Raw genomic sequence first — 13,052 nt, 5'->3', positions numbered from 1 at the left:
CTCAGAACCCGAGTCTGCCGAGCTGTTTCGGGTCGCGCTGCCACTCCTTCGCGACCTTCACATGCAACCCGAGGAAGACGCGCGTCCCCAGCAGTTCCTCGATGCCCGCACGCGCTCGCGCGCCCACCTCGCTGAGACGCTTGCCCTTATGCCCGATGATGATCGCCTTCTGGCTGTCACGCTCCACGACGATGGATGCGTGCACGTCGGTGAGGTCGGTGCCCTCCCTCGGCGCGATGTCGTCGATGACGACGGCGATCGAATGCGGAAGCTCGTCGCGCACGCCCTCGAGAGCGGCCTCGCGGATCATCTCGGCGATCCGGTCCTCCTGCGACTCGTCGGTCGTGATGCCCTCCGGGTACAGCGCGGGCCCCTTCGGCATCAGCGTCAGGATCTCGTCCGACAGCACGTCGAGCTGCTCGCGGGTGAGGGCGGACAGCGGGACGACCGCGGCCCAGTCCTCGCGCAGCGAATCGACCTCCAGCAAACGCTCCGTGACCTCGTCACGGCCGGCCGCATCCATCTTGGTCACGATCGCGATCTTCTTCGCGCGCGGGTACCCGTCGAGGGATGCCGCGATCCGCCTGTCCCCCGGGCCCACCTTCTCATTCGCAGGAACGCAGAATCCGATGACGTCGACGTCGCCCAGCACCTGCTCCACGAGGTCGTTCAGCCGCTCGCCGAGCAGCGTGCGCGGCTTGTGGATCCCCGGGGTGTCCACGATGACGAGCTGCCCCTCCGGCCGATTGACGATGCCGCGGATAGCGCGACGTGTCGTCTGCGGCTTCTCGCTCGTGATCGCGATCTTCTCGCCGACGAGGGCGTTCGTGAGCGTCGACTTCCCGACGTTGGGGCGGCCGACGAAGGTCACGAAACCGCTTCGGGTGTCGTCAGTCATCGTCTCGATCTCCTTCATCCTGCGAAGCGTCGGGTTCCCCCGCCGCACGTTCCACGAACACCGTCGCGATACCTCGTCCACGCCCCCGCGATGCACCGCCGGTGAGCACCAGACCTTCCACGGTCGCCGTGGCGCCGGGCTGGGGAACCTGTCCCAGCGCCTTCCCGAGCAGACCGCCGATCGAATCCACGTCCTCGTCCTCGAGCTCGAGCCCGAACAGATCGCCGACGTCTTCGAGCGAGAGGCGAGCACTCACGCGATATCGTCCGTGACCGAGATCGACGAACTCCGCCGATACCTGATCGTACTCGTCGGAGATCTCGCCGACGAGTTCCTCGATGAGGTCCTCGAGAGTCACGAGACCCGAGATTCCGCCGTGCTCATCGATCACCAGACAGACGTGCACGGCATCGCGCTTCATCTGCTGCAGGAGGGTCTCCGCTCGCATCGATTCGGGGACGAAGGTCGCCGGCCTCGCGATCGGACGGATCGACGCCGCGCGCCACGCACTGTCGTCGCGGTAGGCGAACTGCACGAGATCCTTGAGGTACAGCACTCCCACCACGTCATCGGCCTCGTCGTCGACGACGGGCATCCGGGACACGCCGCGGTTCAGGAAGAGTGCCATCGCCTCGTCGGTGGTCGCCGTGGCATCGACCGTCACCATCTCGGTGCGCGGCACCATCACGGCGCGGACGAACTGGTCGGTGAAGTCGAAGACGGAGTGGATGAGGTCGCGGTCGTCCTCTTCGATGAGATCGTTCGACGCTGCCTCGTCGACCATGCTCAGCAGCTGATCCTCGCTGGTGAAGGAGCTGCGCCCCGTGCCGGGGGTGACCCGGTTTCCCAGCAGGACCAGGCCTTGCGCGAGGGGGCCGAGGATGATGCGGAGCCCGCGCACGATCGACGCGGTGCCGCGGATCATGCCCTCGGCGTGCTGACGCCCGAACGACCGCGGGCTCGCCCCCACGAGCACGAAGGTGATCGCCGTCATGAGCACCGCGGCGGCGAGCATCGCCCACCAGTTGTTCTCGATCAGGATGGTGAAGGCGACCGTCACGAGCACGGCTGCCGTCACCTCTGCGAGGACGCGGATGAACGCCACCGCGTTCACGTGGGCGTCGAGATCTGAGGCGATACGCTCCAGTGCCCTGGCCCTGCGGCCCTCGGTCGCCATGTCGGCGAGTCCGGCACGCGAGGTCACCCCGTACGCCGCATCGATCGCGGCCATGAGACCGCCGAACGCCACCAGCAGCACGGCGGCGATCAGGAGGAGAACAGCAGTCATCGTCGGCGTTCAGCAGCCGCGAAACCCTGGATCAGCTCCTTCTGCAGTCCGAACATCTCACGCTCCTCGTCGGGCTCGGCGTGATCGAAGCCGAGGAGGTGCAGCAGACCGTGGGTCGTGAGCAGGATGAGCTCATCCATCAGGGTGTGTCCTGCCGCCTGCGCCTGCGTCTCGGCCACCTGGGGGCAGAGCACGATGTCGCCGAGCAGGCCGGGGGCGGTCGGACGGTCCTCGGTACCGGGGCGCAGCTCATCCATCGGGAAGCTCAGCACGTCGGTGGGGCCGGGCTCGTCCATCCACTGCACGTGAAGCGCCTCCATGGCGCCCTCGTCGACGAGGACGATGGCCACCTCGGCGTCAGGGCTGACGTGCAGCTGCGCGAGATTGAAATCGGTCAGTCGCTGCAGCACGGTCTCGTCGACGTCGATGGCCGACTCGTTGTTGATCTCGATCATGAGAGTCCTCGTTTCGGGGCGCGATCACGCGGTCCAGGTCGTTGTGCTCCTCGGCGATCGGCACGGTTGGCGAACTCCGCCGCCTGCTCGCGCTCGAATCGCGCTGCGGTGCGCTTCTCGTCGTACTCGCTGTACGCGTCGACGATGCGTCCGACCAGCGAGTGCCGTACCACATCGTCGCTGGTGAGACGGGCGAAATGGATGTCGTCGATGCCGTCGAGCACTCGGGTCACCAGGCGGAGCCCCGACGATCCCTGCGGGAGGTCGACCTGCGTGATATCGCCCGTGACGACCATCCGCGTGCCGAAACCGAGACGCGTGAGGAACATCTTCATCTGTTCGGGCGTGGTGTTCTGAGCCTCGTCGAGGACGACGAACGAGTCGTTGAGGGTGCGCCCGCGCATGTAGGCGAGGGGTGCCACCTCAATCGTGCCGGTCGCCATCAGGCGAGGGACGATCTCGGGGTCCATCATCTCGTTGAGAGCGTCGTACAGCGGGCGGAGGTATGGATCGATCTTGTCGGTGAGCGTGCCGGGGAGGAAGCCGAGCCGCTCTCCCGCTTCGACCGCGGGGCGCGTGAGGATGATCCTGGTGACCTCCTTGCGCTGGAGCGCCTGGACGGCCTTGGCCATCGCGAGGTAGGTCTTGCCCGTACCGGCCGGACCGATGCCGAACACGATCGTGTTCTCCTCGATCGCGTCCACGTACTCCTTCTGCCCGAGGGTCTTCGGACGGATCACCTTGCCGCGCGTGGTCAGGATCGCCTCGCCGAGAACCTCGCTGGGGCGCGGTCCTCCTTCCTGGCGCAGCATCCGCGCGGAACTGGACACGTCGCTCGGTGCCAGGTCCTGCCCGGCCTTCGTCATGGCGAGCAGCTCCTCGACCAGCGCCCTCGCCTTCGCGACCGCGTCGGTGTCACCGCTGAGTGTGATCTCGTTGCCACGGACGAGCACCTGCACATCGCGGTGCTCACGCTCCAGCATCCGCAGCAGCCGGTCCTGCGGTCCGAGCAGCTGCACCATGGCGACGCCGTCCGCGTAGATCTTCTCGACCGCCTCGGGAGGTCGGCCGCCCAGGCTCCGCTCCTGGGGCTCGTGGTTCTCAGGCACCGACACTCTTCTCAGTCAATCCGCCGGCCAGCACGTGCGCGTGGACGTGGAAAACGGTCTGTCCGGCGTTCGCGCCGGTGTTGAAGACGAGGCGGAAGTCGCCGTCCTCCGTGTGCTCCGCCGCGAGCTCGCCCGCGAAAGCGACCATCTCGGCGAGCAGAGAGGGATCTGCGGCCGCGACCTCGACGACATCTCGATACTCTGCCGACTTCGGCACCACGAGCAGATGCACGGGCGCCTGCGGGGCGATGTCGCGCAGCGCGAACAGCCGGTCGGTCTCGCCGATGATGTCGGCAGGGATCTCCCCGTTCAGAATGCGCGTGAAGATCGAGGGTTCCGTCATACCGTCAAGTCTACTGACCGGAGCGTGACGACGACCTCGGGCCCGTCCCGTGCCGGTCGGGCGGGGTCACCATCGACCGAGTGCCACCGACAGCACGGCGATCGCGGCCGGGCCCGCCGTCGAGGTACGGAGCACCGTCTCGCCGAGGAGCACACGCTCTGCCCCCGCCTCCGTCAGGTGACGCAGCTCCTCGTCGGAGATCCCGCCTTCCGGTCCCACCACCAGCACCAGGTCGCGGCCGTCCGGCTCGATCTCCGACAGTCGCGTGGGCGCCGTCGGGTCGAGCAGCAGGAGGCGCTGCGAGGCCGCGCGCTCCCTGAGCTGAGCCGTCGAGACGGGTGATGCGACGGCGGGCACCCAGGCGCGGTGTGCTTGCTTGGCGGCCTCGCGGACGATCGTCGCCCAGCGCTCCCGTCCCTTCACCGCCTTCGGGCCCTCCCACCGCGAGACGCTCCGACTCGCCTGCCAGGGAACGATCTCGTCGACGCCGAGTTCGCAGGCCGCCTGCACGGCGAGCTCATCGCGATCTCCTTTCGCGAGAGCCTGTACCAGAACGACCCGAGGCGTCGGAGCGGGGTGCTCGACGCGCTCCGCGACACGGACCTCCACGCGGGAGGGAGACACCTCCTCTGCCACACCGGTCAGCCACACGCCCGCGCCGTCGCCGACGGTGACAGCCTCGCCGACGCGCAGACGACGGACGACGGCCGCGTGCTTGGCTTCGGCTCCGGTCAACGACACCAGGTCGTCGACTCGGGCATCCGTCGACGATTCGACGAGGAAGTGCAGTGCCATGATCAGTGGCTGCGGAAGCGGTCGCGGAGCTTGGAGAAGAGTCCCTGCTGGAACTGGGCGAGCTGGGGCTCCGGAGACTTCGCCTTCTTCGCGAAGTCCTCGATCAGCGCACGCTGCGCGGAATCCAGTCGAGTCGGTGTCAGCACCTGGACGCCGACCCGCAGATCGCCGCGCTGCGTGCCGCGGAGCGGGGTGATACCCCGTCCCTTGATCGTGAGCACGTCACCGGACTGCACACCGGGACGGATCTCGAGGTCGACCTCGCCGTCGAGTGCCTGGATCTTGGTCTCGGTACCGAGGATCGCGTCGGTCATCGACACCTCGAGGGTCGCGAGCAGGTCGTCTCCCTCGCGACTGAACGCCGCGTGCGGGTTGACGGTCACCTCGACGTACAGGTCACCGTTCGGTCCGCCCGCCTTGCCGACCTCACCGGAACCGGGAAGCTGCAGGCGGAGTCCCGTCTCGACACCGGCGGGGATGTCGAGCGACACCGTTCTGCGCGAACGCACGCGACCCTGACCACCGCAGGTGCCGCAGGGATACGGGATGGTCGTGCCGTAGCCCTCGCAGGTGCCGCAGGGCTGAGAGGTGACCACGTTGCCGAGCAGGCTGCGCACCTGACGCTGCACGTGGCCGGAGCCGCCGCAGATGTCGCACGTGACCGGCGAGGTGCCCTCCTGACAGCACGACCCCTGACACGTCTCGCACAGCACGGCGGTGTCGACCTCGATGTCCCGATGCGCCCCGAACACGACGTCGCCGAGGTCGAGCGTGACCCGGACGAGGGCGTCCTGGCCCCGCTCCCGACGCGACCGTGGACGCGCACCGCGCCCTCCCCCCTGAGAAGCACCGAAGAACGTCTCGAAGATGTCGCCGAAACCGCCGAAGCCGCCGAAGTTCCCCGCGGCGCCGTCTCCGCCGCCCATGTCGTAGCGGCGGCGTGACTCGTCGTCGCTGAGGACGTCGTACGCATGCGTGACGAGCTTGAACTTCTCCGCAGCGTCGTCCCCGGGGTTCACATCCGGGTGCAGCTGCCGGGCAAGGCGTCGGTACGCCTTCTTGATCTCATCGGTGGAAGCGTCCCGGGACACCCCGAGAACCTCATAGTGGTCCGCCACAATCGCCTTTCTGCGTGTGTTCTCGTGGCGACCGCGTCAGCGGCCGGCCTCGTCTTCGTCGAGCATCCGCGACAGGTAGCGGGCCACGGCCCGCGCTGCGGCGAGATTGCTCGGGTAGTCCATGCGCGTCGGCCCCATCACGCCGACTCGCGCCGTGCCGCTGGGGGCGGCGTAGTTGCTGGCCACGATCGACGCCTCACCGAGGCCGAAGGGGGCATTCTCTGTGCCGATGCTGGCCGCGAGACCGTGCTCGTCGGTCACCATCTCGCTCATCAGTCGCAGCAGCGTCACCTGCTCCTCGATCGCCTCGAGAAGCGGATGGATGCTCCCGCGGAAGTCCTGTTCCCGACGCGCGAGGGTGGCCGCCCCCGCCATCACCAGACGTTCCTGACGGAAGCCGCCGAGCTCGTCGACGACGACGCCGGCGAGCGTGCGGAGCACCGCGTCCTGAGGCTTGTCCTCCGCCCCGAGCAGCAGCTGGAGACGGTCGGATGCCTCACCGATGCCCTGCCCGGTGATCAACGACGACAGGCGTGCACGCAGCACCGCGAGGTCGGACTCGTCGATGATCTCCGGCAGGGGGGCGATCCGCTGTGACACGCCGCCGGCATCGGTGACCAGAACGATCAGCAGCCGGTTCGGTGCCAGAGCCACCAGCTCGACATGCGTCACGTGCGCACGCGCGAACGACGGATACTGTGCGAGCGCGACCTGACCCGTCAGCTGCGTCAGCACCCGCACCGTGCGCACCATCAGGTCGTCGAGATCGGCCGGTTCGCCCAGGAACGACTCGATCGCCGAGCGCTGTGCCGAAGAGAGCGGGCGCAACTGGGCGAGATGATTCACGAAGACGCGGTAGCCCTTGTCTGTGGGAACCCTTCCCGACGAGGTGTGCGGAGCGGTGATCAGCTCTTCATCCTCGAGCAGCGCCATGTCGTTTCGGATCGTGGCGGCCGAGACGCCGAAGGAATGCCTGTCGACGATCGACCGGCTGCCGACGGGTTCGTGGGTCTCGACGTAGTCCTGCACGATCGCGCGGAGAACCTGCAGCCCTCGCTCTGTGACCATCGCCCTTCCCTTCCGCTGGCACTCGGACGTTCAGAGTGCCAATCCTACCCCGTGCAACTGCGGGTTCTCCGTACCGCGGACCGACGACTCTAGGATGACGCTCATGACCTCCTCCCCGCATGCCACCCTGTCGACCGGCATCGTTCGTGGCGTCGAGGAGGCGGGGATCGTCCGCTACCTCGGCATCCCGTATGCCATGGCGCCGTTCGGCGAGCACAGGTTCCGCGAGCCGCAGCCTGTCGCGACCTGGGACGGCGTGCGCGACGCACTGGAGTTCGGCCCCACTCCGCCTCAGGTTCCGTATGCGGGCGCCATCGGCGAGCTGCTCGGCTCGGTGCGGATCGACGGAGACGACATCCTCACGGCGAACGTCTGGGCTCCGACCGACGCCTCCGGCGCCCCCGTGCTGCTCTGGATCCACGGCGGCGCGCTCGAACGCGGCACCGCCGCTCTTCCGCTCTATGACGGCGCTGTCTTCGCGCAGGCGGGAATCGTCTTCGTGTCGATCAACTACCGACTCGGCTCGGAGGGGTTCTCCGTCTTGGAGGGCGCCCCACGGAACCTCGGCCTGCGCGATGCGGTCGCGGCCCTCGAGTGGGTGCACCGTGAGGTCGCCGCTCTCGGCGGCGACCCGACACGGATAACGGCGATGGGCGAGTCCGCCGGTGGAGCCATCGTCGCCGGACTCCTCGCTCGGGCGGACTCCCGCGCACTCATCAGTCGCGCCATCATCGAGTCCGGACCACTCCAGGCGCAGACTCCGAAGAAGGCCGGACGTGTGACGGCTCGACTCGCGAAGCGACTCGGAGTACGAGCCGACCGCGCCTCTTTCGCCGCTCTGACGCCCGAGAAGCTGTTGGACGCACGGAAAGCTCAATCCGCCGGATCGTCTCCCCTCGGCGGGGCTCCGGCGTTCCAGTTGGCGATCGACCCCGAGAGCCTTCCCCGGTCACCGCACGAGGTGCTTCGCGAGATCGACACGCCGCTACTCATCGGGAGCAACACCGACGAGTATCGGCTCTGGTTCCCACCGGAGGTGCTGGCAGGCATCGGAGAGTTCAAGCTGCAAGCCGCGCGACTGCTCTCCCGCATCCCTCGACGTGCGGTGGCGGCCTATCGATCCGCGTTCCCCGACGCCGGCGCTGGAGAGATCCTGGGGCAGCTCGTCACGGACGTGATGCTGCGTGCTCCGTTGAGCCGGGTGGCAGCCGCGCGCCCGGAGAAGACGCACGTCTACGAGTTCGCCTGGCCGAGTCCCGTCCGCGATCTCCGCGCGGCACACGCGCTCGAGCTCGGGTTCGTGTTCGATCGCCTCGATGACGACGAAGCCGCGCGTCTGGCAGGTCCCGACGCTCCGCGTGATCTCGCAGCCGAGATGAACACGTCGTGGGTCGGGTTCGTGACGTCGGGCGATCCTGGCTGGCCGGCCTACGGTGACGATCGCCTCACGCGGGTGTTCGATGCCAGGAGCACGACGGTGCCCCAACGACGTGCGGCGGCGATGGATCTGCTCCCCGGGTGACGAACGCTTCAGCCTTCAGTCGGTCAGTTCGCGGACGACGGCATCGGCGAGCAGGCGACCGCGTAGCGTCAGCTGCACGCGCCCTTGAAGCGCTGCGAGTGGTTCGACGAGACCGTCGGCGATGAGTCCGGCGACCCTGCTCCGGTTCGCCCTCGGGACGTCGTCGATCGCGATCCCCTCGCGGATGCGGCTGAGCAGCAGGATCCGCTCGAGCGTGCGCGAGTCGTCGTCCGGGCGCTCGGTGCCTGCTGCCGGCGACTCGGATGCGGCAAGGCGCTGGGCGTACGCCGCGGGGTGCTTCACGTTCCACCAGCGCAGACCGGCGACGTGACTGTGCGCTCCGGGACCGAAGCCCCACCAGTCGTTCCCCCGCCAGTACGCGAGGTTGTGTCGGGAGCGACGATCGGGCGTGCGCGCCCAGTTGCTCACCTCGTACCAGTCGAAGCCGCCGGCAGCGAGTCGGGCGTCGGCGAGCTCGTACATGTCGGCCTGGAGATCGTCGTCGGGGGTCGGCACCTCCCCGCGGCGGATCTGACGCGCGAGCTTGGTTCCGTCTTCGATGATGAGCGCGTAGGCCGAGATGTGGTCCGGCTCCAGCGCGAGTGCGGCATCGAGCGACGCCTGCCAGTCGGCGAGGGACTCCCCCGGTGCGCCGTAGATCAGGTCCACGCTCACGGCAAGGCCCGCATCCTTCGCGGCGGCGACGGCCGTGCGCACGTTCTCCGGGCGGTGCGTGCGATCGAGGGCGGCGAGCACGTGGGGAACGGCAGACTGCATGCCGACCGACATCCTCGTGACTCCTGCTCGTGCCAAGGTGTGCGCCACTTCGGGCGTCACCGTGTCGGGGTTCGCCTCGACCGTGACCTCCGCGCCCGCTGCCAGGCCGAACGCATCTGTCGCCGCTCCGAGCATGCGTGCGAGGTCGCCGGCGGGGAGAAGCGTGGGAGTACCGCCGCCGAAGAACACGGTGTCCATCGGCCGCAGCGCTCCCGCGTCATCCAGCACTCGACGAGCGAGGGCGATCTCCGCGATCAACGTCGACGCGTAGTCCTCCTGCTTCGCCCCGCGCAGCTCGGTCGAGGTGTACGTGTTGAAGTCGCAGTAGCCGCAGCGCACGGTGCAGAACGGGATGTGCAGGTAGGCGGAGAACGGCACATGCTCATCGATCCGAAGATCTGCGGGCAAGCGCCCGTCCGCCGGGGCGGGGTCTCCGAGAGGAAGTGGTCCCGCCATCAGACGGGAGTCGCGTACAGCGGGGAGATCGCCCGAAGATAGCGCGCGAAGAGCTCGCGGCGGCGACGCTTCACGAGAGCGGGGATCGTGCGGTAGAGCAGGCCGTTCGGCGCGTCGAAGGCGCGCACGGTGAACCACACCTCGTCGTTGTCTTCACGCCAGTCCACGTCGAACGACTCTTCTCCGCTGACCACCGATCCGCCGACGGTTCCGAGGACGAACCCGACACGACGGGTCTCCTCCGTGACGGAGATCACGCGGAGCTCGGAGTCGGCGCGCATGCCCGCGACGCGCCCGCGGAGGTGCAGGGTCATCCCCGCGCCGACGAACGGCATGCCCTCCGCGTCGTAGCGCTGCTCGACGTCGCGCTTGCTCGGAGCGATCGGGTTGCCCTCGGCGTCGAAGCTCACGCCCGCATAGGCAGGTCCCGGTGCGGGGCGCACGTCTTCGACCGTCAGGCCGGCAGCGCGCTGTGCCGTCCACGACAGAAGCGCTTCTCCGGCGGTCTGGAAGCGTTCGATCCCGCTGCCGATCCGCCAGGATTCCTCCGCCGGGATGCTGCGCTCCGGCGGGTACTGCATCAGATCCGGAGCATGGGTCGCACCCACGGCCGCATAGTCCACCGTGTCGTCTCGGAAAGTCCCGCGCCGCATGACTTCCACCCTACTTCGGGTTACCTGAGCGAACACCCCCACGCGCCGCGGAGCGTCACATCGTGGCTCAGCGCGAGACCGACGACGCCCCCGCCTCATCCTGAACGATGCGGACATACCGGTCGTGCGTGGCTCGCTGCAGCAGCAGGAGCGCCGGCGCCAGCAATCGCCAGAACCACGTCGAAGGACGCGAGACCGATCGCGCGACGAAAACGCCGTGCTCGTCGATCAGGAACGACTCCTCGCCGTAGATCGGATGCCCAGGACGGGTTTCGTAGCCGAAGCCGTTCTCATCCGCCCATACGACCCGGACGGGCTCCACGAATCGAATACCGAGCAGACGCTTCGCGAGCACGCCCTCGACGCCTGCGGCAGGCGCACCGGCAGGGACTTCGAATCCCGCACGGCGCTTGAACTCCCACGAGCTCACCAGCGCGGCGACCGCAGTTCGCGCGGCAGGGCCGACGACCGTTGAACGCTCGGAGAGGCGCATCCCCTTCGGCACCGCGCGGATCGGGCCGCGCGTCACCCCCCGCTCATACGCCGGGAACGGCACCGGTTACTTCTTTTCCTTGCCTTCGACATCGCCGGAGAGCGCAGCGATGAACGCCTCCTGCGGCACCTCGACACGGCCCACCATCTTCATGCGCTTCTTGCCCTCCTTCTGCTTCTCGAGGAGCTTGCGCTTGCGGGTGATGTCGCCGCCGTAGCACTTGGCCAGCACGTCCTTGCGGATCGCGCGGATCGTCTCGCGGGCGATGATGCGTGCGCCGATCGCGGCCTGGATCGGCACCTCGAACTGCTGGCGAGGGATGAGCTTGCGCAGCCGCTCCGCCATCATCGTGCCGTAGGCGTAGGCCTTGTCGCGGTGCACGATCGAACTGAAGGCATCGACCTTCTCCCCCTGCAGGAGGATGTCGACCTTCACCAGGTCGGCTTCCTGCTGCCCTGAGGGCTCGTAGTCGAGCGACGCATACCCCTGGGTCTTCGACTTCAGCTGATCGAAGAAGTCGAAGACGATCTCGCCGAGCGGCATGTTGTAGCGCAGCTCGACGCGCTCCTCGGAGAAGTACTCCATGCCGAGCAACGTGCCTCGACGCGACTGGCACAGCTCCATGACGGTGCCGACGTAGTCCTTGGGCAACAGGATGGCCGCCTTGACCATGGGCTCCGACACCGAGCCGATGCGCCCATCGGGGTACTCGCTCGGGTTCGTGACGGTGACGGTCTCGCCGGTGTCGCTCGTGAGCACCTCGTAGATCACGCTGGGCGCCGTGGTGATGAGATCGAGTCCGAACTCCCGCGCAAGACGCTCGGTCACGATCTCCAGGTGCAGGAGTCCGAGGAAGCCGCAGCGGAATCCGAACCCGAGGGCGACCGAGGTCTCCGGTTCGTACTGCAGGGAGGCATCGGAGAGCTTCAGCTTGTCCAGGGCCTCGCGGAGCTCCGCATAGTCGCTGCCGTCGATCGGGTAGATGCCCGAGAACACCATCGGTTTCGGGTCGGTGTATCCGGGGAGCGCTTCGGATGCGGGCTTGCGGGCGTTCGTGATCGTGTCGCCGACCTTGGAGAGACGGACGTCCTTCACGCCGGTGATGAGGTAGCCGACCTCACCGACCCCGAGCCCCTTGGTGGGAGTCGGTTCCGGGCTGGACACGCCGACCTCGAGAGCCTCGTGGTTCGCGCCCGTCGACATCATCTGGATGCGCTCGCGGGGCGACAGGCTGCCGTCGATCATGCGGACGTACGTGACGACGCCGCGGTACGCGTCATAGACCGAGTCGAAGATCATGGCGCGGGCCGGAGCATCCGCGTCACCCCTCGGCGCCGGGATCTCCTGGACGAGCCTGTCGAGCAGGTCCTCCACGCCGGCACCGGTCTTACCGGAGACCCGCAGCACATCCTCCGGCTTCCCGCCGATGAGGGAGGCCAGCTCCTTCGCGTACTTCTCCGGGTCGGCCGCCGGGAGGTCGATCTTGTTCAGCACCGGGATGATGTGGAGATCGTTCTCGAGCGCGAGGTACAGGTTGGCGAGGGTCTGCGCTTCGATGCCCTGTGCGGCGTCGACGAGCAGGATCGCTCCCTCGCAGGCGGCGAGGGACCGGGACACCTCGTACGTGAAGTCGACGTGACCCGGGGTGTCGATCATGTTCAACGCGACGGTCTGCCCATCCAGCTCCCAGGGCATCCTGACCGCCTGGCTCTTGATGGTGATGCCGCGCTCACGCTCGATGTCCATACGGTCGAGGTACTGCGCGCGCATGTCGCGATCCGAGACGACGCCCGTGATCTGGAGCATGCGGTCGGCGAGCGTCGACTTGCCGTGGTCGATGTGGGCGATGATGCAGAAATTACGGATCTGCGCAGCCGGCGTCGCAGCAGGCTGAAGAGGGGTGAGAGCGCGTGGGGACATGTCCACTCGATTGTACGGTCAGGGGAGGCTAATCCCCGATTCGGCCATACCGGTGATAGTCTCCCGAAGTTGCCAGGGAAAATCCGTGACACCGGATCCCGCAAGCGATAAGACTCCGTCATACACCCCGTGATGGTCGTCGCGTCGCAGAGTTCGG

At 67.7% G+C, this 13,052-nt stretch carries 13 protein-coding genes; 1 reads left to right on the top strand and 12 read right to left on the bottom strand.

Annotated elements, in window-relative coordinates; genetic code table 11:
- Position 1: 1 nt before the first annotated feature.
- The 8 genes from era to hrcA all read right to left on the bottom strand — a co-directional run bounded on the left by era (position 2) and on the right by hrcA (position 7,074).
- On the bottom strand, positions 2-898 hold the full coding sequence (gene era, locus FFS56_RS04610) for a GTPase Era (protein WP_046749411.1): 897 nt from the start codon (positions 896-898) through the stop codon (positions 2-4).
- Positions 891-2,186, bottom strand: coding sequence for a hemolysin family protein (locus FFS56_RS04605; protein ID WP_046749196.1), 1,296 nt, complete (start codon positions 2,184-2,186; stop codon positions 891-893). Before FFS56_RS04605 ends, era begins: the two co-directional genes overlap by 8 nt.
- Positions 2,183-2,641: an rRNA maturation RNase YbeY gene (ybeY, locus tag FFS56_RS04600; RefSeq protein ID WP_017202321.1), complete on the bottom strand. Its 459-nt coding sequence runs from the start codon at positions 2,639-2,641 to the stop codon at positions 2,183-2,185. The genes FFS56_RS04605 and ybeY overlap by 4 nt, the downstream gene beginning before the upstream one ends.
- Positions 2,638-3,663: a PhoH family protein gene (locus tag FFS56_RS04595; RefSeq protein ID WP_231589740.1), complete on the bottom strand. Its 1,026-nt coding sequence runs from the start codon at positions 3,661-3,663 to the stop codon at positions 2,638-2,640. The genes ybeY and FFS56_RS04595 overlap by 4 nt, the downstream gene beginning before the upstream one ends.
- Positions 3,664-3,742: 79 nt before the next feature.
- Positions 3,743-4,093, bottom strand: coding sequence for an HIT domain-containing protein (locus tag FFS56_RS04590; protein ID WP_046749197.1), 351 nt, complete (start codon positions 4,091-4,093; stop codon positions 3,743-3,745).
- Positions 4,094-4,159: 66 nt separating this feature from the next.
- Positions 4,160-4,888, bottom strand: coding sequence for a 16S rRNA (uracil(1498)-N(3))-methyltransferase (locus FFS56_RS04585; RefSeq protein ID WP_046749198.1), 729 nt, complete (start codon positions 4,886-4,888; stop codon positions 4,160-4,162).
- Between the two features lie 2 nt (positions 4,889-4,890).
- Positions 4,891-6,006 carry a molecular chaperone DnaJ gene (dnaJ, locus tag FFS56_RS04580; protein ID WP_061018470.1) on the bottom strand — a complete coding sequence of 372 codons (1,116 nt, stop codon included), beginning with the start codon at positions 6,004-6,006 and terminating at the stop codon, positions 4,891-4,893.
- 36 nt (positions 6,007-6,042) lie between these two features.
- Entirely contained in the window at positions 6,043-7,074 is a 1,032-nt protein-coding gene (gene hrcA, locus FFS56_RS04575; protein WP_046749200.1) for a heat-inducible transcriptional repressor HrcA, read from the bottom strand.
- A gap of 103 nt (positions 7,075-7,177) precedes the next feature.
- On the opposite strand from hrcA, the gene FFS56_RS04570 reads away from it, so the two are divergent.
- The gene (locus FFS56_RS04570; RefSeq protein ID WP_233437406.1) at positions 7,178-8,596 is read left to right on the top strand and encodes a carboxylesterase family protein; all 1,419 of its coding nucleotides are present in this window, start codon (positions 7,178-7,180) and stop codon (positions 8,594-8,596) included.
- A 15-nt stretch (positions 8,597-8,611) separates the two neighbouring features.
- Here the strand turns inward: FFS56_RS04570 and hemW are convergent, their stop codons facing one another.
- From hemW to lepA, 4 genes are all read right to left on the bottom strand, one after another.
- Positions 8,612-9,829 (bottom strand): radical SAM family heme chaperone HemW, encoded by a 1,218-nt coding sequence (gene hemW / locus FFS56_RS04565; protein ID WP_046749202.1) that lies wholly within the window; start codon positions 9,827-9,829, stop codon positions 8,612-8,614.
- Positions 9,829-10,482 (bottom strand): DUF1990 family protein, encoded by a 654-nt coding sequence (locus tag FFS56_RS04560; RefSeq protein ID WP_046749203.1) that lies wholly within the window; start codon positions 10,480-10,482, stop codon positions 9,829-9,831. The genes hemW and FFS56_RS04560 overlap by 1 nt, the downstream gene beginning before the upstream one ends.
- Before the next feature lie 67 nt (positions 10,483-10,549).
- A complete protein-coding gene (locus FFS56_RS04555) occupies positions 10,550-11,011 on the bottom strand; it encodes a DUF1990 family protein (RefSeq protein WP_127012114.1) in 462 nt (153 codons plus the stop codon).
- 30 nt (positions 11,012-11,041) lie between these two features.
- Positions 11,042-12,895: a translation elongation factor 4 gene (gene lepA, locus FFS56_RS04550; protein WP_058631387.1), complete on the bottom strand. Its 1,854-nt coding sequence runs from the start codon at positions 12,893-12,895 to the stop codon at positions 11,042-11,044.
- Positions 12,896-13,052: the final 157 nt, after the last annotated feature.

Source organism: Microbacterium sp. Beta (genome assembly GCF_005502545.1).
In the GTDB taxonomy this organism is placed as follows: Bacteria; Actinomycetota; Actinomycetes; order Actinomycetales; family Microbacteriaceae; genus Microbacterium; species Microbacterium oxydans.
The sequence above is the reverse complement of the archived record's forward strand: the minus strand, read 5'-3'. Positions and strand labels throughout refer to the sequence as shown.